This window comes from Novosphingobium naphthalenivorans NBRC 102051 (genome assembly GCF_001590985.1).
Lineage (GTDB): Bacteria > Pseudomonadota > Alphaproteobacteria > Sphingomonadales > Sphingomonadaceae > Novosphingobium > Novosphingobium naphthalenivorans.
Window position 1 is genome coordinate 1 of record NZ_BCTX01000048.1, and the last position, 19,970, is coordinate 19,970.

General features: G+C 65.9%; 20 protein-coding genes. 10 read left to right on the top strand and 10 right to left on the bottom strand.

Annotated elements, in window-relative coordinates:
• Together NN5_RS15640 and mutS are read right to left on the bottom strand one after the other, a co-directional pair.
• Positions 1–230, bottom strand: a 230-nt coding sequence (locus NN5_RS15640) for a hypothetical protein (protein ID WP_245656536.1), incomplete at its 3' end; no start/stop codon positions are given.
• A gap of 2 nt (positions 231–232) precedes the next feature.
• The gene (gene mutS, locus NN5_RS15645; protein ID WP_505766222.1) at positions 233–2,851 is read right to left on the bottom strand and encodes a DNA mismatch repair protein MutS; all 2,619 of its coding nucleotides are present in this window, start codon (positions 2,849–2,851) and stop codon (positions 233–235) included.
• A gap of 115 nt (positions 2,852–2,966) precedes the next feature.
• On the opposite strand from mutS, the gene NN5_RS15650 reads away from it, so the two are divergent.
• Positions 2,967–5,228 carry an NADP-dependent malic enzyme gene (locus NN5_RS15650; protein WP_067735205.1) on the top strand — a complete coding sequence of 754 codons (2,262 nt, stop codon included), beginning with the start codon at positions 2,967–2,969 and terminating at the stop codon, positions 5,226–5,228.
• Positions 5,229–5,289: 61 nt separating this feature from the next.
• Here the strand turns inward: NN5_RS15650 and NN5_RS15655 are convergent, their stop codons facing one another.
• Positions 5,290–6,663, bottom strand: coding sequence for a dicarboxylate/amino acid:cation symporter (locus NN5_RS15655; protein ID WP_067735209.1), 1,374 nt, complete (start codon positions 6,661–6,663; stop codon positions 5,290–5,292).
• A gap of 125 nt (positions 6,664–6,788) precedes the next feature.
• Here NN5_RS15655 and nadC point away from each other — a divergent pair, with 125 nt between their 5' ends.
• The 3 genes from nadC to NN5_RS15670 are packed head-to-tail and all read left to right on the top strand — an operon-like array spanning position 6,789 to position 8,807.
• The gene (nadC, locus tag NN5_RS15660) at positions 6,789–7,649 is read left to right on the top strand and encodes a carboxylating nicotinate-nucleotide diphosphorylase (protein WP_067735210.1); all 861 of its coding nucleotides are present in this window, start codon (positions 6,789–6,791) and stop codon (positions 7,647–7,649) included.
• The gene (locus NN5_RS15665; RefSeq protein ID WP_157081170.1) at positions 7,646–8,110 is read left to right on the top strand and encodes a hypothetical protein; all 465 of its coding nucleotides are present in this window, start codon (positions 7,646–7,648) and stop codon (positions 8,108–8,110) included. The genes nadC and NN5_RS15665 overlap by 4 nt, the downstream gene beginning before the upstream one ends.
• 1 nt (position 8,111) lies before the next feature.
• Complete coding sequence (locus NN5_RS15670) at positions 8,112–8,807, top strand: ribonuclease T2 family protein (RefSeq protein ID WP_067735319.1); 696 nt, start codon at positions 8,112–8,114, stop codon at positions 8,805–8,807.
• 3 nt (positions 8,808–8,810) lie between these two features.
• Here NN5_RS15670 and NN5_RS15675 read toward each other — a convergent pair whose 3' ends face one another.
• Complete coding sequence (locus tag NN5_RS15675; protein ID WP_067735222.1) at positions 8,811–9,266, bottom strand: nucleoside deaminase; 456 nt, start codon at positions 9,264–9,266, stop codon at positions 8,811–8,813.
• 114 nt (positions 9,267–9,380) lie between these two features.
• Between NN5_RS15675 and rpmB the strand changes: the two genes are divergently transcribed.
• Positions 9,381–9,665: a 50S ribosomal protein L28 gene (gene rpmB, locus NN5_RS15680; protein WP_067735225.1), complete on the top strand. Its 285-nt coding sequence runs from the start codon at positions 9,381–9,383 to the stop codon at positions 9,663–9,665.
• A gap of 104 nt (positions 9,666–9,769) precedes the next feature.
• On the opposite strand, the gene NN5_RS15685 is transcribed toward rpmB, so the two are convergent.
• The 4 genes from NN5_RS15685 to xseA all read right to left on the bottom strand — a co-directional run bounded on the left by NN5_RS15685 (position 9,770) and on the right by xseA (position 13,714).
• On the bottom strand, positions 9,770–10,777 hold the full coding sequence (locus NN5_RS15685; protein ID WP_067735228.1) for an esterase-like activity of phytase family protein: 1,008 nt from the start codon (positions 10,775–10,777) through the stop codon (positions 9,770–9,772).
• A gap of 323 nt (positions 10,778–11,100) precedes the next feature.
• Positions 11,101–11,994 carry a M23 family metallopeptidase gene (locus NN5_RS15690; protein WP_245656538.1) on the bottom strand — a complete coding sequence of 298 codons (894 nt, stop codon included), beginning with the start codon at positions 11,992–11,994 and terminating at the stop codon, positions 11,101–11,103.
• A complete protein-coding gene (locus tag NN5_RS15695) occupies positions 11,991–12,194 on the bottom strand; it encodes a DUF2093 domain-containing protein (protein ID WP_067735232.1) in 204 nt (67 codons plus the stop codon). The genes NN5_RS15690 and NN5_RS15695 overlap by 4 nt, the downstream gene beginning before the upstream one ends.
• Positions 12,195–12,220: 26 nt before the next feature.
• A complete protein-coding gene (gene xseA / locus NN5_RS15700) occupies positions 12,221–13,714 on the bottom strand; it encodes an exodeoxyribonuclease VII large subunit (RefSeq protein WP_067735235.1) in 1,494 nt (497 codons plus the stop codon).
• Between the two features lie 5 nt (positions 13,715–13,719).
• Here xseA and purD point away from each other — a divergent pair, with 5 nt between their 5' ends.
• From purD to NN5_RS15715, 3 genes are read left to right on the top strand one after another with little or no spacing between them, the layout of a single operon-like run.
• Complete coding sequence (gene purD / locus NN5_RS15705) at positions 13,720–14,997, top strand: phosphoribosylamine--glycine ligase (RefSeq protein WP_067735238.1); 1,278 nt, start codon at positions 13,720–13,722, stop codon at positions 14,995–14,997.
• On the top strand, positions 14,997–15,488 hold the full coding sequence (locus tag NN5_RS15710) for a hypothetical protein (RefSeq protein WP_067735241.1): 492 nt from the start codon (positions 14,997–14,999) through the stop codon (positions 15,486–15,488). The genes purD and NN5_RS15710 overlap by 1 nt, the downstream gene beginning before the upstream one ends.
• Before the next feature lie 30 nt (positions 15,489–15,518).
• Positions 15,519–16,634 carry a VIT1/CCC1 transporter family protein gene (locus NN5_RS15715; protein WP_067735244.1) on the top strand — a complete coding sequence of 372 codons (1,116 nt, stop codon included), beginning with the start codon at positions 15,519–15,521 and terminating at the stop codon, positions 16,632–16,634.
• A gap of 189 nt (positions 16,635–16,823) precedes the next feature.
• Here the strand turns inward: NN5_RS15715 and NN5_RS15720 are convergent, their stop codons facing one another.
• Together NN5_RS15720 and NN5_RS15725 are read right to left on the bottom strand one after the other, a co-directional pair.
• Entirely contained in the window at positions 16,824–17,342 is a 519-nt protein-coding gene (locus NN5_RS15720) for a 3'-5' exonuclease (RefSeq protein WP_067735247.1), read from the bottom strand.
• Positions 17,343–17,374: 32 nt separating this feature from the next.
• On the bottom strand, positions 17,375–18,370 hold the full coding sequence (locus tag NN5_RS15725) for an adenosine kinase (protein WP_067735250.1): 996 nt from the start codon (positions 18,368–18,370) through the stop codon (positions 17,375–17,377).
• Between the two features lie 123 nt (positions 18,371–18,493).
• Here NN5_RS15725 and NN5_RS15730 point away from each other — a divergent pair, with 123 nt between their 5' ends.
• A complete protein-coding gene (locus NN5_RS15730; RefSeq protein WP_067735253.1) occupies positions 18,494–18,940 on the top strand; it encodes a hypothetical protein in 447 nt (148 codons plus the stop codon).
• 91 nt (positions 18,941–19,031) lie between these two features.
• Complete coding sequence (locus tag NN5_RS15735) at positions 19,032–19,964, top strand: hypothetical protein (RefSeq protein WP_067735256.1); 933 nt, start codon at positions 19,032–19,034, stop codon at positions 19,962–19,964.
• The last annotated feature ends 6 nt before the right edge of the window (positions 19,965–19,970 follow it).

Sequence of the window (19,970 nt, forward strand, 5' to 3'; positions counted from 1 at the left end):
TAGTCCGTCCCCGGTGGCGCGCTCGTATCCTTGGCCCAGGGATTGGTGTGTTCGGCATGGCTGGCCGCCGTGACCTTGGCCTTTTCCTGCTGGGAAGCCTGATCGACCGCCGGCACCGAGCAATAGGCCGTGAGCAGAACGCCCAACGACCAGAACAGCGCGTTCCAGCGGCTTTTGAAGACAGTGGAGATCTTCGGCCCGAACATCATGCCGTCGGGATAGGCCAACAAGGTTAAGGTTCAGTACCCGCCTCGCGCTTGAGGTCGTAAAGCACTTCGAGGGCATCGCGGGGCGCAAGTGCATCGACATCCATGTCGCGCAGTTTCGAGCGCAGGGTGTCGCACTGTTCCTCTTGATGCTCCTGCGCGGCAGCAAAAAGCGGCAGGTCGCCTAGGCCAGCCGCAAGGCCGCCAGTTTCGGCGCGGCCCTTCTCCAGCTTTTCCAGTACCGATTTGGCCCGGCTGATCACCTTGGGCGGCACGCCTGCAAGCCGCGCCACGGCAAGGCCATAACTGCGGTCGGCCGGCCCCTCGGCCAGTTCATGCAGCAGGACGAGATCGCCTTTCCATTCGCGCGCGCGAACATGGTGGAGCGAGAGCGCCTCACAGGTCTCCGCCAGCCGCGCCAGTTCGTGATAGTGCGTGGCGAAAAGGCAGCGGCAGCGGTTGGTTTCGTGCACGGCTTCGGCCACCGCCCAGGCCAGTGCCAGACCGTCATAAGTCGAGGTGCCGCGCCCCACTTCATCGAGGATGACAAAGCTGCGTTCGGTCGCCTGCGCCAGAATCGCGGCCGTCTCCACCATCTCGACCATGAAAGTCGATCGCCCGCGCGCGAGATTGTCCGAAGCGCCGACGCGGCTGAACAGGCGGTCGACCATGCCGATCCGCGCGGACTTGGCCGGCACGAAGCCGCCCGCCTGCGCCAGGAGCACGATGAGCGCGTTCTGGCGCAGGAAAGTCGACTTACCGCCCATGTTCGGGCCGCCGATCAGCCAGAGCCGGTCATGCGTACCGAGACGGCAGTCGTTGGCAACAAAACGCTCGCCCTGCACCATGAGCGCCGCTTCGACGACCGGATGCCGGCCGCCCTCGATGTCCAGCGACAGCCCTTCGACGACATGCGGACGCGTCCAGCCGCCCTCGGCCGCCCGCTCGGCCTGCCCGGCGGCAACGTCGATGCGCGCGAGCGCGCCGGCAGTGCGGGCAATCTGCCGCCGCGCCGAGACGGCCTCGGCCACCAGCTCTTCGAAATGCGCTTCCTCCGCCGCCAGGGCATGAGCCCCCGCCTCGGTGATGCGGCTCGCTTCCTCGTGCAGCGCGAGGGCATTGAAGCGCATCGCGCCTGCCATCGTCTGGCGGTGCGAAAAGCCGCTGTCAGGCTCCATCAGCTTGTCGGCATGGCGCTGGGGCACTTCGATGAAGTAGCCAAGCACATTGTTGTGCTTGATCTTGAGCGCCGCGACACCGGTTTCCTCGCGGTACTTCGCCTCAAGCGCGGCAATCGCGCGGCGCGCATTGCCGGACATCACCCGCAATTCATCCAGCGCTGCGTCATAGCCGCCAGCGATATAGCCGCCCTGCCCGCGCTCGGTCGGCGGAGAAGGCACCAGGGCGCGCTCGAAATGATCGACCAGCGCGCCATGACCGCCCAGATCGGGCAATAGTGCTTGCAGCAGGACCGGCAGATCATCCCGGCGCGCCAACCGGTCAGCCACGGTCCGCGCGCCCGAAAGGCCATCGCGAAGCTGACCCAAGTCGCGCGGGCTGCCCCGCCCCGCGACCACGCGGCCCAGCGCACGTCCAACATCGGGCAGTGCACGCAAGGCGGCACGCAAGTCCTCGCGCAGCAAGGCATCGTCGTGGAGCCACTCCACCAGTTCCAGCCGCTCGGCGATCGCGGCGCGGTCCGTCAGCGGGGCGGCCAGATCCTCGGCCAGCTGGCGCGCGCCTGCCCCTGTCACGCAGCGGTCGATCGCATCGATCAGACTGCCCCTGCGTCCGCCAGTCGAGGATTCGAGAATTTCCAGGCTGGCGCGCGTCGCCTCGTCCATGGCCAGCGTGGCCTCGCCCGCGCGGGCCTGCGGCGGCAGCAGCAGCGGCAGGCTGCCCCGGCCGACATGGTCGAGGTAGGCGATCAGCCCGCCGGCCGCCGCCAGCATCGGCCGGGTGAAGCTGCCGAAACCGTCAAGCGTGGCCACGCCGTGGATGAGCTTCAGCCGCTCCTCGCCGCCCTCCGACGAGAATTCGTGACCCGAACGGGCGATGGCCCCTTCAGGCGCCAGTTCCCAGCCATCGGGCACGACCAGTTCGCTCGCCCCAAGACGGGCCAGCGTGGCGCCAAGACGGTCCGGCGCGCATTGCTCCAGCTCCATCTGGCCCGTGGAGATATCGCAAGCCGCAATGCCAACCAGGCCGCGCACTTCGCAAGCCGATGCCAGGACATTGGCCCGCCGCGGCTCCAGCAGGGCTTCCTCGGTCAGCGTGCCCGCCGTGACGAACCGCACGATGTCGCGCGCCACCAGTGCCTTCGATCCGCCGCGCTTCTTCGCCTCGGCGGGCGTTTCGGTCTGCTCGGCAATGGCGACCCGGCAACCGGCCTTGATCAGGCGCGCGAGATAGCTTTCCGCCGCATGGACCGGCACGCCGCACATCGGGATCGGTGCACCGTTGTGCTCGCCGCGCGTCGTCAGGGCGATATCGAGGATCGCCGCCGCCTTCTTCGCATCATCGAAGAACAGCTCGAAGAAGTCGCCCATGCGATAGAACAACAGGCAATCGGCAGCTTCCTCACGCAGGGCGAGGTACTGGGCCATCATCGGCGTTGCGCCCTGGCTGCTGGAAACTCCACTCATGGGTGCAGCGTTAGCGCCCCGTTTCTGCTTTTGTGAAGCGCAGGTATCCATCCTTTCCCCTATCGCGTGGCGCCAACATCCGTTAGGGGCTCGGACGAAATCGGGAGATGTAAGCTTGTCCGAAAAAAGCAAGGTCCAGTTCACCGAGCGCGAAGCGCTGTTCTATCACGAGACGATCCGTCCGGGTAAGATCGAGATCATCGCCAGCAAGCCGATGGCGACCCAGCGCGATTTGTCGCTGGCCTATTCTCCGGGCGTGGCCGTGCCGGTGCAGGCAATCGCCGACGATCCCGCCACGGCCTACAATTACACCGCCAAGGGCAATCTCGTCGCCGTGATTTCCAACGGCACCGCGATCCTGGGCATGGGCAACCTCGGTGCCCTCGCCTCGAAGCCGGTGATGGAAGGCAAGGCCGTGCTGTTCAAGCGCTTTGCAGATGTCGATTCCATCGACATCGAACTCGCCACCGAGGACACCGACGCGATCATCGAAGCCGTCGCCCTGATGGAGCCGAGCTTCGGCGGCATCAACCTCGAAGACATCAAGGCCCCCGAGTGCTTCATCATCGAGCAGGCCCTGCGCGAGCGGATGAACATCCCGGTCATGCACGACGACCAGCACGGCACCGCGATCATCGCGGCGGCCGGCCTGATCAACGCCTGCCACCTGACCGGGCGCAAGCTGGAAGACATCAAGGTCGTGGTGAACGGCGCGGGTGCCTCGGCCCTGGCCTGCACCTCGCTGATCAAGTCGATGGGCGTGCGGCATGAGAACGTGCTGGTCTGCGATACCCGCGGCGTGATCTACCCGGGCCGCGAGAACGTCGACCAGTTCAAGTCCGCCCATGCGGTGATGACCGACAGGCGCACACTGACGGAAGCCCTGCAGGGCGCCGACGTATGCCTGGGTCTTTCGGCCAAGGGCGCCGTCACGCAGGAGATGATCAAGGGCATGGCGCCCGAGCCGATCATCTTCGCGATGGCCAACCCGGACCCCGAGATTACCCCGCCCGAAGTCAAGGAAGTCCGCCCCGACGCGATCGTCGCCACCGGCCGTTCGGACTATCCGAACCAGGTCAATAACGTGCTCGGCTTCCCGTTCATCTTCCGCGGCGCGCTCGACGTTCATGCGACGGCGATCAACGAGGAGATGAAGATCGCCGCCGCCCGCGCCATCGCGGAGCTCGCCCGCCAGCAGGTGCCCGAAGAAGTCGCCGCGGCTTACGGCGAAACCCAGCAATTCGGCCGCGAGTACATCATCCCGGCCCCGTTCGACCCGCGCCTGATGGAAGTGGTGCCGTCCGCCGTCGCCAAGGCCGCGATGGATTCCGGCGTCGCGCAAAAGCCCATCGAGGACTTCGACGCCTACCGCCACGAGCTCAAGGCACGCCTCAACCCGACCACTTCGGTGCTCAGCAGCGTCTATGCTCAGGTCAAGGCCAACCCCAAGCGCGTCATCTTCGCCGAAGCCGATCACGAAGTGGTGCTGCGCGCCGCCATCCAGTATCGCGATTTCGGCTATGGCGAACCGGTTCTGGTCGGCCGCACCCAGGCCATTCTCGATCTGATGAACGAACTCGGCGTTTCCGACCCCGAAAGCTACCACATCGAGAACGCCGCGGTTTCCGACTACGTCGCACCGATGGTGGAAATGCTCTACGAGCGCCTCAAGCGCCGCGGCTTCCTGCATCGCGACGTGCAGCGCATGTGCAATACGGACCGTAACGTCTTTGCTTCCGGCCTGCTCAAGCTGGGCGTGGGCGATGCCATGATCACCGGCATGACCCGCCCCTTTGCACAGTCGATGAAGGAAGTGCGCCGCGTGCTCGATCCGGCCGAAAGCAAGCTGCCTTTTGGCATCCACATGCTGGTCGGCAAGACCCACACCGTGTTCCTGGCCGACACTACCATCAACGAACGCCCCAGCGCCGAGGAACTGGCGGTGATCGCCACCGAAACCGCGGCTGTCGCCCGCAGGCTGGGCCACGAGCCGCGCGTCGCGTTCCTGAGCTATTCGACGTTCGGCAACCCGTCGGGCAAGTGGCTCGACACCATCCGCGATGCCGTCCACATCCTCGACGAACAAAGCCCCGGCTTCGAATACGATGGCGACATGGCGCCCGACGCCGCGCTCAACCCGAAGATCATGGCGCTCTATCCGTTCTGCCGCCTGTCGGCACCGGCCAACGTGCTGATCATGCCCGGGCTGCAATCGGCCAACATCTCGGCCAAGCTGCTGCGCGAGATCGGCGGCGCCACCAATATCGGCCCGATGCTGCTCGGCATGGAAAAGCCGGTGCAGATCGTGCCGATGACCTCGATCGCGCCCGACGTGCTGACCAGCGCCGTGCTCGCGGCCGCAGGCGTGATGGGCTGACCGGAAACGGGGCGGTGTCCGGCCATGCCGGCGCCGCCCCGCCCGGTCACGGACCAGTCAGTTACAAGATCGCCGCCTCACCGGCATCCGGCGCAGGCATGGCGCTCGCCGGGGACACGGCTGCCGGCCCCTCCGGCAAATTGCCCGACAGCGCCGCCTTGAGTTTCGCCTTGTCGAGCTGCCCTTCCCAGCGTGAGACCACAACCGATGCGACGGCATTGCCGATGAAGTTGGTGAGCGCGCGGCATTCGCTCATGAACCGGTCCACGCCGAGGATCAGCGTCATGCCCGCCACGGGCACGGACGGCACGATCGAAAGCGTCGCGGCCAGCGTCACGAAACCCGCCCCGGTCACGCCTGCCGCACCCTTTGACGAGAGCATCGCCACGCCCAGCAGCAGCAACTGCTCGCCCAGCGAAAGATGCACGTTGCAGGCCTGCGCAATGAACAGCGCGGCCAGCGTCATGTAGATATTGGTTCCATCAAGATTGAACGAATAGCCGGTGGGGATCACCAGCCCCGCCACCGAGCGCGAACACCCGGCCCGCTCCATCTTTTCGATCAGCAGCGGCAGCGCGCTTTCCGAGGACGAGGTGCCCAACACCAGCAGCAGTTCGGCCTTGAGATAGGCGATCAGCCGGAAGATCGAGAAACCTGCCCACAGAGAAACCGCGCCGAGCACGACCACCACGAACAGGATCGAGGTAAAATAGAACGTGGCCACCAGGAACACGAGATTCGCCAGCGATTCAACCCCGTGCTTGCCAATGGTGTAGGCCATGGCACCGAACGCGCCCAGCGGTGCCGCCTTCATGACGATGCCCACGACGCGGAACACCACCAGCGACAGATCCTCCAGAGCACCAATGATCCGCTCCCCGCGCGGCCCGACCAGCGGCAAGGCAATGCCGAAAAGGATCGCCACCAGCAGCGTCTGCAGGATATTGCCGTCGGTGAGCGACGACAGCAGGCTTTCGGGGATCACGCCGAGCAGGAAACCGACAACGGTATTTTCGTGCGCCTGCGCGGCATAGCCCGCCACTTTCGAGGCATCGAGCGACGCCGGATCGATGTTGAGCCCGGCCCCCGGCTGCACCACATTGGCGACGATCAGCCCGACGAACAGCGCCACTGTCGAAAACGTGATGAAATAGCCAAAGGCCTTGGCCGCCACCCGGCCCACCGATCCCAGATCGCGCATCCCGGCAATGCCGGTGACGATCGAGAGGAAGATGACCGGCGCGATGATCATCTTCACGAGATGGACGAAGCCATCGCCAAGCGGCTTGAAAGCCTCTCCGGTCGCCGGGCTGACATACCCCAACAGCGCCCCCGCCACGATGGCGATCAGCACTTGCGTATAGGTGTGGGCGTACCACGGGCGGGCGCGTTCGGCCTGAGGGTCCTCGGCCGCATGGAGCAATTCTGGGTGCATTGCACAAAAGCTAGCGTTTCAGCGCTTCTTCGGCAATCATTCATCTGACGTACAGTTGCGACTGCACCAAACGGCGGTTGCGAGCGCCCTCGACAATCGCGCAGTGATGCGCAAGAGAACCGGCCATGGACGCATTCTCAATTCCCGGCTTCGATCTGGCCGCTTTCGTCGATGCCACTCTGGCCGAAGATCTCGGCGTGGGTCTCCCTGGCGGCGGTCATGACGTCACTTCGGAAAGCGTGATCGATCCGGAGGCGCGGTTTTCCGGCGTGATGGACTCGCGCGATGCGATCACCGTGGCGGGCCTGCCGATCGCGGCGGCCTTTTTCCGCACGCTCGATCCGGCCATGGAAATCGAGATCCTCGTCGCCGAAGGCGCGCGGGTGGAGCCCGGTGCCGACCTGATGCGCCTGACCGGCAATGCCCGCGCGATGCTGACGGCGGAACGCTCGGCACTCAACACCGTGCAGCACCTCTCGGGCATCGCGACGATGACCCGCGAATACGTCGATGCCATGAAGGGTCACGCGACCCTTCTCGATACGCGCAAGACGATCCCGGGCCTGCGTCACCTGGAAAAGTACGCCACCCGCATGGGCGGCGCCCAAAACCACCGCATGGGCCTGTGGGACGCAGCAATGATCAAGGACAACCACGTCCTTGTCGCCGGCGGCGTCGGCCCCGCCGTAGCGCGCGCCAAGGCCGCGGGCGTCGCGCAGATCATCTGCGAGGTCGATCACCTCGAACAGATCGAACCGGCCATTGCCGCCGGTGCGCACCACCTGCTGCTCGACAACATGGGCCCGGACAGGCTGCGCGAGGCTGTGGCCCTCGTCGCCGGACGCGTTCCCACCGAAGCGTCGGGCGGGGTGAACCTATCGACCATCGGCCCGATCGCCGCCACCGGCGTGACGTACGTTTCGGTCGGCCGCCTCACGCAAAGCGCGCCCGCCGCCGATATCGGGCTGGATTTCACGCCGCTGTGAGCGTGCAGAGCGCGAAGAAGAAACGACTGCAAGTCAGACCACAGGCGATGCGCTTGTTCAGTCGGCTGCTGCTCGCATCCACGGTCTTCAATGTCCTTGCGATCTTGCTCTTTGCTTCACGCTTCCGAGCGGATGCCATAGCGAACGGAACCGCCAAGGCTGGCTGGCTTGTCGCGATCCTGCTCGAAATAGGCATCAATACCCTATTCTGGTGGAGAATCTCCATTCGGGCAGGGAATTTCGCCCGCTGGCTCTACATTGCCCTGCTGTTTGCAGGCTTGTTTCAGATTCCGAGGGTGTACAGCCTGAGCCATAGATATGGCCCTGTTTACGGAATCCTGATGGCCGCCAGTATGATTCTTGGTCTAGGCACGATCATCGTTTTACTCCGCAAAGATGTGTCCCAATGGTTGCGGAGCGGAGGAAAGACTCCCGAAGTCGATCCTTCGGTATTTGACTGACATGATTCGAACCCTAGCCGCTCTTCTGGCCCTCCTGCCTGCTCCGGCCATGGCGCAGGCCTACCAATGCACCCTGCCGCGCAGCATCGAGCCGATCCGGCCCGTCGCTCCGGACGGCCCGGCACGCAAACTGCCCGTCGCCGGCTATACGCTCGCCGCAAGCTGGTCGCCCGATTACTGCAAGACCAGCGGCGATACACGCTCCATGCAGTGCTCGCACCGCAATGGCCGCTTTGGGTTCATCCTCCACGGCCTCTGGCCCGAGGCGAAGAGCGGCGGCGCCCCGCAATGGTGCGCCAGCGCCCCCTTGCCCTCGCCAGAAGTTGTGCGGCGCAACTTGTGCATGACGCCTTCGCCCGGCCTGCTGATGCACGAATGGCTCAAGCACGGCACCTGCATGACCGGCAAGCCGGAGAAATACTTCAAGGTCGGCGCCATCTTGTGGCGTTCGATCCGCTGGCCCGACGCCGATCTGCTCTCGCGCCGCAAAGGCCTGACCGTGGGCGACCTGCGCAAGGCCTTCGTCGCGCGCAACCCGGCCTGGAAAGAGGAATACGTCGGCGTCGACCTCAGCCGTACCGGATGGCTGCGCGAAGTGCGGCTCTGCTACGGCAAGGACTTCATGCCGAAACGCTGCAGCAGAGGACAGTTCGGTCCATCCGATTCGGCCAGCCTGAAAATCTGGCGCGGCCTTTAGCCCTCATCGCCGCTCGCGGAAGAACCTGCGCAGCAGCTCCGCCGATTCGGCCTCGCCGATTCCCGGATAGACTTCGGGCCGGTGCAGGCACTGCTCATGCTCGAACACGCGCGCGCCGTGTTCGACGGCCCCGCCCTTGGGATCGGACGCGCCGTAGTAGAGGCGGGCGATTCGCGCATGGGCGATAGCGCCGGCGCACATTGCGCAGGGTTCCAGTGTCACCCACAGCTCGCAGCCTTCCAGCCGCTCATTGCCGAGCACGCGCGCCGCTGCGCGAATCGCCTCGATTTCGGCGTGACTCGTGGGATCGTGACGCTCGCGCGGGCCATTCCGGCCCGTGGCAATCACCTTGCCGTCCTTCACCACCACCGCGCCGATCGGAACTTCACCCGAATCGGCGGCCTCACGCGCTTGCGCCAGCGCCATCTGCATGTATTCGGGAAGCGGCCATTTGCTCATGCCGATGCGCTAGCGCGCTGAATTCCGCCGTGCAACTTGACCTTGCGGGGGGGAATCGGTAAGGGCGCGCCTTCCCGTACAAACGGCAACAGATTTTTTCGAGCGAGAGTAGACATGTCCCGCATCTGCGAACTGACTGGCAAGGGCCGCCAGGTCGGCTGCAACGTCAGCCACGCCAACAACAAGACCAAGCGCGTCTTCCTTCCCAACCTTCAGAACGTCACGCTGATGTCGGAAGGCCTGGAGCGCAGCTTCAAGTTCCGCGTTTCGACCCACGGCCTGCGCTCGGTCGAGCACAACGGCGGCCTCGACAACTGGCTGCTCAAGGCTTCGGATTCGAAGCTTTCGCCGCGCGCCCTCAAGGTGAAGCGCGAGCTCAAGAAGAAGCAGGCCGCCTGATTTTCCGCCGCTCTCCGCAAGGAGAGCCGGTCAGGTCAGCCAACGAAGGGCGTGCAGTCGCAACTGCGCGCCTTTTCGTGTGCCTGCAATCGGCGTTTTGATAATCAGCGGGCGGGCCAGGGCAGGCGTTTCGGATCGACCGACAGCTTCCAGAGCAGCGTGCGCTGCAGGATGCGCATGTCGTTGTCGTCGGACATCAGCCACACGGTAACTTTGCCGTCTTTTCCGGGCACTGCGCCGATCGCCTCGAAATTGTCGACCGGAAGCACGGATGCGAGCGAAGCCAACGGCGCCGAGTGCCAGACCTTGCCCGGTCGGATCTGCGCCGTATCGGCAATCACGATTCGCCCGGCAAAGCGCATGGGCAAGGGCCAGATCAGCCGCCGCATGAGAATCAGCGCACGGCCATCGGGCAGCAGCGCCATGTCGACGGCCGAGAAATTGTCCGGCCCGTCGAACAGGAACTTGTGGCCATCGGGATGCTTGATGGGATCGCCATCGAACAGCACGGCCTCATGCAGGCGCGATCCCCAGGGCGACAGCGGAATCTCGCGAATCACCACAAAGCGCCCATCGAGCAAGCGGGTCATCGCTTCCGGTCCGGTATTGTCGCCCCAGGCTGCCATGGCCACCGGGGAAACGCGCGCCTCCTCGGCCAGATGGGCGTTCAGCCGGACAATCTGGTTCCGCCCTTCAAGGCCAAGCCAATACCGGCCCGTTGCGGGATCGTGCGCGACCGATTCGACATCGCGACTGATCTTCGCCCCCGTGCGCTCCACGAATGCGATCTCGGCGATATGGGGCTTGGAATAGGTCGCGCCGGGCGGGGAAAACGCGAGATAATCCCCGGCATCGTTGAAGGCCAGAATCCGGCCGTCCGGTTCCGGAATCATCGACGAATAGCCATAGAAACGGGCGGCATCCGACCGGAGCTGCCAGCCTCCTTCGAACCGGAACGGCCCCAGATAGGCAGCCAGGACGCGTTCCGCGGGCATCGCCAGCGGCTTCGTCTGAATGCGAAGAGCCTCGTCCTCCCTGGGCACGGGAGAACGGATCAGGGTAAGCGCCAGCAGGGCCAGGAGCGGCAGCAGAAAGACGATGGCACGGCGCACGATGCGCTTTCCTAGGGGCAGGGCCTATGAATCGCACCATTGAGGCGTCCGAATGGCGAACATATCGGGCCAAATCGCCCGCCGGGAAGGCTGGTTGCCTTTCCAAGGTCGATTTGGTTCGAGATGGAAGCCATTCGGACGTCCTGAAAGGATTTGACCAAAATGGCCCATCGCTGCGTCGAGAAGCCTGGAAATATCGACATATTCCTGCGTCTTCTCTCCTTGCGCTGAGCCATTTTGCCTCAAACCTCAATGGTGCGATTCATAGGCCCTGCCCCTAACCGTTCTCACGCCGCGGCAAGCGCAGCGAGCGGCACGAATCATCAATTCATCGGCCCGGTAAACAGCAGAGGATCAAGCCGCGCCTCTTCCCATTTGATCGACCAGTGCAGATGCGGGCCCGTGGCGCGTCCGGTCATGCCGATCTTGCCGATCACCTGCCCCTGCTTCACATGATCGCCCTCCTTCACGAGGATCTGCGAGCAGTGCAGGAAGGCGCTGTTGAGACCCATGCCGTGGTCGATCATCAGCAGGTTGCCTTCCAGTGTGAAGGGCTTTTCCGCCGCCAGAATGACAACCCCGTCGGCCGGTGCGACGAACGGTGTGCCGCTGGTTCCGGTGGTGATGTCGATTCCCGAATGATAGCTGCCCGGCTCGCCGCGATAGATGCGCTGCGAACCGAATCGGCCGGAAATGCGGCCCTTTACCGGCCAGATGAAATGCTCGCGCCAACCCTGAGCACTTGTCTGCATGGCCCGCGCCGCCTGAATGCGGGCCAGTTCAGGCCGCCGCAGTTCCATGAACGCCTCGGTCGGGCCGCCGGGTTTGCGCGGGATGTTGATGTTTTCGATATGCCAGGCGCGCGGCGCGACGGCGATCTGCTGCCTGGTGACGCTGCCATCGACGGCCGTCATCGAGAGCATGGCTGTCGCCCCTGCATCGCGGTCGAAGGCGGCGAACCATGCCCCGTCGGACGCGACCGGCACCGGCTGGCCATCCAGCGACAGGGCTTTCGTGCCCGCCGGCACGGTTCCGCGAATCCAGCCGCCCTGCGTCAGCTCACCCGAATAGGTGAGATGCGTGGCTGCCGCGCCCTGCGGCGCAGCGTGCGCGGGACTGCCCGCACCGAAGGAATCACCCATCAGCGCCAGACCGCCGCCCATCGCCGCGATGGCAACCGTCGACAGCGATGCGATGGTAAAACCGCGCCGCCTCATGCCTGCCCGAGCAGGCGCCGGGTGGCGATCTCTGCAGTGGCGTAGGCTTCCTGATGGTCCACGCTCCAGTAGCGCAGGACTTCGAGTTGCACCGGTTCACCGGTCACGGCGCAATTCACGAAATGGCCGGGGCTGAGCACGCGGAACCCGTTGGGACCATAGCTGAGCTTGGCGGGGCGGTCGGTGGAGGACATGAGCATGGGCATTTCCTAGCAAAGCCTGCCGGTCAGAACAAATCGCCCTGCCGCGACTCCTGCGCCTTCGGGCGCGCGGGCTTGCGGGGGGGCAATGGGGGCGTCGGCAGTGGACCATGCTCTTCCGCCCCTGAACCCGTCGTGACCGGCAGCTTGCCGTCGCGGAATTCGAGGACGAGAACGGCCTCCTGCGCGGCGCGCTCGCGGCTGGTGAGGGCTTGACCGTCAGGCGTGGTGACGAGAGCATAGCCGCGCTGGAGCGGCAGGCGGGGGTTTAGTTGAGGAAGCACGCGCTCGACCGGCGCAAATGCGTCGCGCGCCGAAGTCCAGCGGCGGGCGAGCAGGCGCTGGGTCAGCCCGGCCCGCTCCAGCCGCTCGGCGCTGGACGCAACCCGTTGACGCAAAAGGGGAAGCGAGAGCTTGGCGGCGGTGTGGCCGAGCCGCTCGCGCTTGGTGCGTTCCTGATCCTGCAAGCCGCGCCGGAGCCGGTCGGAGAGTTCGTCCAGCTTCTGCGCCTTGGCCGCAAGGATCGCCTCGGGCCTGGGCAGGCGCTGGACGCGGGCTTCCAGCCGTTCGCGGCCCAGCATGATAGGCCGCACAATGCTGCGGCGCTTGCGCAGGGCGAGTTCGTCGAGCTGCGCCATCAGCTCGCCCCGCACCGGCACCGCGATCTCGGCCGCGGCGGTCGGCGTCGGCGCGCGGCGGTCGGCGGCGTAGTCGCACAAGGTGGTGTCGGTCTCATGTCCGACGGCGGAGATCACCGGAATCGCCGATTCGGCGACGGCACGGACCACCACTTCCTCGTTGAAGCTCCACAAGTCCTCGATCGAGCCGCCGCCGCGCGCGACGATCACCACGTCCGGGCGCGGCACCGGGCCGCCGGGCGCGATCGCCGAGAAGCCGCGCACGGCATTGGCAACCTGCTGCGCCGCACCTTCGCCCTGCACCAGCACCGGCCAGACCAGCACCCGGCTGGGAAAACGGTCGGCCAGGCGATGGAGAATGTCGCGGATCACCGCGCCGGTGGGTGACGTCACGACACCGATGACGCCCGGCAGGAACGGCAGAGCGCGCTTGCGCTCGGGCGCAAAGAGACCTTCCGCCGCCAGCCGCGCCCGCAGCTTTTCGAGCAGCGCCAGCAAGGCGCCTTCGCCCGCGATCTCCATCGTTTCGATGACGATCTGGTACTTCGAACGCCCCGGATAAGTCGTCAGCTTGCCGGTGGCGATCACCTCGATCCCGTCTTCGGGCCGGAAGGCGAGGCGCTGGGCACCGCCGCGCCACATCACGCCGTCGATCACCGCCTTGTCGTCCTTGAGCGCGCAATAGAGGTGGCCCGATGCCGCCCGCTTCACCCCGGAAAGCTCGCCGCGCAGGCGCACGAAGCCGAAGCGCTCCTCCACCGTACGCTTGAGAATCGCCGAAATCTCGCTGATCGAGAGCGGGGCAGCGTTGTCCCCGGCGCCTTGCTTCGCTACCAGCCCCCCCGAACGACCATCATCGTATTCGTCATCGTGGAAAGGCACGGGAAATGAACATCCTTCTTCTGGGCTCGGGCGGCCGCGAACATGCGCTGGCCTGGAAGCTGGCGCAATCCCCGCTCTGCGAAACACTCTGGGCCGCGCCCGGAAATCCGGGGATTGCCGAACACGCGACCTGCATCGCGCTCGACGCCACCGATCACGCCGCGGTGATTGCCTTCTGCGAGGAAAAGGTGATCGGCCTCATCGTCATCGGCCCCGAAGCGCCGCTGGTCGACGGCCTCGCCGATTCCCTGCGCAAGAGCGGCTTTGCCGTGTTCGGCCCGGACAAGGCAGCAGCCCAGCTCGAAGGCTCGAAGGGTTTCACCAAAGATCTGTGCGCCCGCGCCAACATCCCCACCGGCGGTTACGTGCGCGTTTCCAACGAGGCTGACGCCATGACGTCACTCGCCAAATTCGGCGCGCCCGTGGTCATCAAGGCCGATGGCCTTGCCGCCGGCAAGGGCGTGACCGTGGCCATGACCATGGCCGAAGCCGAAGAGGCCGTGCGCGACATCTTCGCCGGACGCTTTGGCGAGGCAGGCGCGGAAGCGGTGATCGAGGAATTCCTCGAAGGCGAGGAAGCCAGCTTCTTCGCGCTCACCGATGGCTCCACCATTGTCCCCTTCGCCTCGGCGCAGGACCACAAGCGGGTGGACGACGGCGATACCGGCCCCAACACCGGCGGCATGGGCGCCTACAGCCCGGCCCCGGTGCTCACGCCGATTCTCGAAGCCGAAGCGATGACCAAGATCATCGCCCCCACCGTGAAAACGCTGGCCGATGAAGGGATGCCTTATTCGGGCGTGCTGTTCCTTGGCCTGATGCTGACGCGCGAAGGCCCCAAGCTGATCGAATACAACTGCCGCTTCGGTGATCCGGAATGCCAGGTGATGATGCTGCGGCTCGAATCGGATCTGGTCGAACTGCTCCACGCCTGCGCTGAAAACCGGCTCGGCGCGATCGAGCCGCCGCGCTTTTCCGACGATACCGCGCTGACCGTGGTCATGGCGGCGAACGGCTATCCCGGCACGCCCGAGAAGGGCGGTGCGATAGGCGGCATCGCCGCGGCAGAGGCAAACGGTGCCAAGGTCTTCCACGCCGGCACCGCGCTGAAGGACGGCCAACTCGTAGCGAGCGGTGGACGCGTGCTCAACGTGACCGCGCGCGGCGTTTCGGTGACCGAAGCGCAGGCGAAAGCCTATGCGGCGGTCGATGCGATCGACTTCGCCAGCGGCTTCTGCCGCCGCGACATCGGCTGGCGCGAAGTGGCACGCGAACAGGAGTGATGACCAGGCACGCCGACACTATCCTCAAGCTCTCGCTTGCGCTGGGCGCGCTGCTCGCGGGCGGCGGCGTGGGGTTCTACTACGGCATCTACCTGCCGTCGCAGGACATTCGCCGCCAGACTGAGGCGATGACCGAAAAGCAGGCCGTGGCGGACCAGCAGACCCAGGCCCTTGCCGAGCAGGCCAAACGCGTGCAGGCCGCGCAAGTGGCCTATGACGACTGCGTCAATTTCGCCGAACTGTCGTACAAGCAGCGCTGGACGCGGAGCTGCCAGAGCCTGCATGATGCGGATCAGGCGGCTTACGAGGACTGCGCCGACGACTGGTTCGCCACCGAGTCCGGCTGCCGCGCCAAGCACCCCGTCCGCCCGGCCAAGGATTGCGCCCTGCCCGGACAAGTCGCGCAGGACATCGCCGGCGCGCGCGACAAGCGCAAGGCGGAGTGTCTGGCAAAGCTGCAAGCGGTCACGGAAGGCCGGCTAGGCAGTTGACCGGCGCGGCCATGCGGTAGAGGGTAGGCCATGACCGCTTCCGACCCCGTGCCGCGTTATCGTGCCAACTTGCGCGGCGAGATTGATGGCGCGGCGGTTTACGAAGCCCTCGCTTCGAGCGAAACCGATCCCAAGCTGGCCGAAGTCTTCGCCCGGCTGGGTGCCATCGAGCGCGCGCACGGCGATTTCTGGCAGAAGCGGCTGGCCGAAAACGGCGTATCCTACACCCCAAAGCCTTCGCTGCGCGCCCGGATCCTGGGCGCGCTGGCCCGGCGGTTCGGACCGGCCTTCGTGCTGCCCGCCCTGGCCGCAGGGGAAACGCGTGACAGTGCCGCTTATGACGATCAGCCCGATGCCCGTGCCGCCGGCCTGCCTGCGGACGAACGCTCGCACGCGCGGCTGATGCGCGCAGCGGCCGGCCAGGAAGGGCTCCCCGGCCCGGCGCTGGCCCTGCTCGAAGGCCGCCACCGCGGCGGCGGCAACACTTTGCGCGCGGCGGTGCTGGGGGCGAACGACGGGCTCGTTTCCAACCTCAGTCTGGTGATGGGCGTGGCCGGGGCTGCCAGCAACCAGCAGGCTCTGCTGCTCACGGGGCTGGCCGGTCTCGTGGCAGGGGCCTGCTCGATGGCGATGGGCGAATGGCTGTCCGTCACCAGTTCGCGCGAACTCTACAGCAGCCAGATCGAGACCGAGGCCGAAGAGCTGCGCGAAGTGCCCGAGGAGGAGAAGGAGGAACTCATCCTCATCTATCAGGCCAAAGGCATCGCCGAACCCCAGGCCCGCGCGCTGGCCGAACGCCTGCTGAACGACCAGAGCACCGCACTGGATACGCTGGCCCGCGAAGAGCTGGGCATCGATCCGGACGAACTGGGCGGATCGGCCTGGACCGCTGCCGGATGGTCGTTCGTATTGTTCTCGGCCGGGGCAATTGTGCCGGTGGCGCCGTTCCTGGCGCTGTCCGGCCAGCCTGCCCTGATCACCAGCCTGGCCGCCAGCGGCGCGGCACTCGCCGCGATCGGTGCCGGCACCAGCCTCTTTACCGGCCGCAGTGCGCTGTTTTCGGCGGTGCGACAGCTGATGATCGGCCTTGCCGCCGCCGGCGTCACTTACGGAGCTGGCGCACTGGTGGGCGCCTCGATCGGATAGGCCGGGACTTCCACTCCTCCCTGTTCCGCTTGCGGAATGGGGAGGTGGCAGCGACGTCAGTCGCTGACGGAGGGGTTTCTGCCCCTCCACCGCCGCCTGCGGCGACGGTCCCCCTCCCCATCGCTTCGCGACAGGGAGGATTGGCCTATATTCGCAACGTCGGTGTGTCGGAAAAGCCGGCCCGCCGCCTCAGCCGCTCACGCCCAGCGGCGGCCCGTCGAACAGCAGTTTCAATGTCAGCGCCAGCCGCTTGGCATCCTCGCGCGCGAGGTGTTCCTTGGGCAACTGCCGCTTGGCCTCTTCGAGCGCTGCCACGACTTGCGGGCGGGTGTAACCGCGCCGCTTCATCAGCTCGCCCAGATAGCGTACCGGGAAAGGCAGTTTCGTGCCGGCCGCCTGACACAGCACTTCGAGCCAGTACTCGTCGAGATCGGCATCGGCATAGACCTGGCAATCGTGCACGAACTCCGCCATTTCGGCCACGACTTGCGCGGGCGGCAGACCCTCGCAGTCCAGCAGCTCCCGGCTGATTCCGTGGAGCTTCTCGGCCTCCTCGGACCAGTCCCAGTATTCCCAGGCCTTGGCGGGGCGGATCAGCCAGGCGTGGTTCCTGCCGTCCATCCGGGCCACCGCGACTTCGATGGGAAAGGACCGCCCGTATTCGGGCAGGCAACTCGCTTCGAAGTCGATCAGCGCCGGACAGATCAATATGCTTCCCCCTAAAGTCTTACCCCAGAGTTTTACCCCATCCGGGCTTCGACGAATTCCTTGAGATCTGTTTCCGCCCGGGCACCGTAGTGCGAAATGATTTCGCTGGCGCAGATCGCCCCCATCTTGAGGCAATCGGCCACCGGCAGGCCGCGAACATGCCCGAACAGGAACCCGGCGGCAAACAGATCGCCCGCGCCGGTCGTATCGACCACCTTGTCGATCGGCTCGGCGGCGACTTGCGAACGCACGCCGTCCGCCACGGCGACGGCGCCATCGGCGCTGCGGGTGACGACCAGCGTGGGGATCTTCGGTGCCAGCGCGCCAATGCCCGCTTCGAAATCGGCCTCACCGGTCAGCGCGGCCATTTCATGCTCGTTGCAGAACAGCACGTCGATCTGCCCGGCATCGATCAGGTCGAGGAAATCGGCGCGGTGGCGGTCGATCACGAAAGTTTCCGACGGGGTGAACGCCACCTTGCGCCCGGCGGCGCGGGCCGCGGTGATCGCCTTGCGCATGGCCGCCCGCGGCTCTTCCGGGTCCCACAGGTAGCCTTCGAGATAGAGCACCGCGGCATCGGCGATCAGCGCTTCGTCGAGCGCTTCGGCAGGCAGGTAGTGCGAGGCGCCGAGGAAGGTGTTCATCGTGCGCTGGCCATCGGGCGTCACGAAAATCAGGCAGCGCGCCGTCGGCGGATTGCCCGGGCGTGCCGGCACCTCGAAATGGATGCCCCCGGCGCGGATGTCGTGGGTGAACACGTCGCCCAGCTGGTCCTGCGCGACTTGGCCGATGAAACCGCACTTCGCGCCGAGCTGGGCAAGGCCCGCCAGCGTATTGGCCGCCGAACCGCCCGAAATCTCTCGCGCCGGGCCCATCGCTTCGTAGAGGCTGCGGGCCTGCTCGTCGTCGATCAGCATCATGCCGCCGCGGGCCAGCCCCAGCGCTTCGATCAGGCTGTCTTCGCAATTGGCGATGACGTCGATGATGGCGTTGCCAATGGCGATGACATCCAGGCTCGGTTGGGTCATGAAAGGGGTCTGTCCTTGGAAGTGGGGAAAAAGCGTTGGAACGCGCCTAGCGCGCGGCCTGCCGCTCCGCAAGCACGGGGCCGTTGACAGCCCGGCACCGCCGCGCAATGCGTGGCCGCGATTATGCACGATATCGACCGGGGCGGAGCCCTTCATCGCATCCATGCGGCGCTGGCCGCCTGTTCGCTGGCACTGCTGCTCTCGGCCTGCGGCGGCGGAGTCGCCAGCACCCCTCATCCGCCCAAGCGCACGTCCGCCGTGCCGCCGGTCCGCCAGCCGAACCGCACCGTACTGCGCGATCCGCAGTTCCAGTCGATCCCCGGCCTGGAAGACGTGATCGGCGCCACCCAGAAGCAGCTCGTGCGCCAGTTCGGCCAGCCCCGGCTCGACGTCTGGGAAGGCGATGCCCGCAAGCTGCAATTCACCGGGACACCCTGCGTGCTCGACATCTACCTCTATCCCACCTCGCGCTCGCACGAGCCGCTGGCGACTTATGTCGATGCCCGCCGCGCTTCGGACGGACAGGATGTCGACCGCGCCGCCTGCGTCGCGGCCCTGCGGCAGCCGTGACGGGAACCGCGGCAGACCCGGCGGTTTAACGGCAAATTAGACTTATTCGGCCAGACCGCTCCCCAACCTCCGCTTGGGGAGCCCCGACACGATGACCATGCATTTCAGCGAAATCGCCGAGCAGGCCCTGGCCGACGGCGCAATCTGTGCGGACGACGTCCTTGCGCTGCGGCGCGCGGGCTGGGCCAACGGGCAGATCGATCCCGATCAGGCCGATGTCATTTTCACCATCAATCACAAGCTGGACCATCCCACGGCCGAATGGTCGGACTTCTTCGTCGAGGCGATCGGCGAATATGTCGTGAACCAGCTCGAACCGCGCGGCTATATCACCGAAAGCAACGGCGACTGGCTGATCGCGCATATCGAGCACGACGGCCGCCTGCATTCGATCACCGAGCTCGAACTGCTGGTGCGCGTGTTCGAAAAGGCCACGCAGGTCCCCGAAGCGCTGCGCGCCTATGCCTTGCGGCAGGTCGAACAGGCCGTGCTGGCCGGCGAAGGGCCGACCCGCTGCGGCGGCGAACTGGGCAAGGGCAATGTCACCGAGGCAGAAGCGCGGATCATGCGCCGCATCCTGTTCGCCTCGGGCAGCGAACGGCCGGCCGGCGTGAGCCGCCGCGAGGCCGAGCTGCTGTTCCGCATCAAGGACGAAACGCTGGGCGGCGCCAATGCGCCCGAGTGGAAGCGGCTGTTCGTGCAGGGCGTGGGCAATTACCTGCAGGGCTTCACTTCGCATAGCCCGCTGCCCCGCGAACGCGCCATGCAGCTCGAAAGCTTCATGAACGACCATTCCTCGTCGGTTGGCCGCTTCATGATCCGGGCCGGGCGCAGCATCGGCGCTGCGAACCGCGCGGGCGTGGTGTTCGGTCGCAGGCAAGTTCCGGCGCATCTGGAAACGCTGGTGGAGACCGCGCGGCAGCTTACTCGGGACGAGAAAGCCTGGCTCGACAAACGGATCGAGGCCAACGGGCAGGTCGACGAATACGATCAGGCTCTGCTCGATTTCCTCGCCGAAGCGTAATCCGGG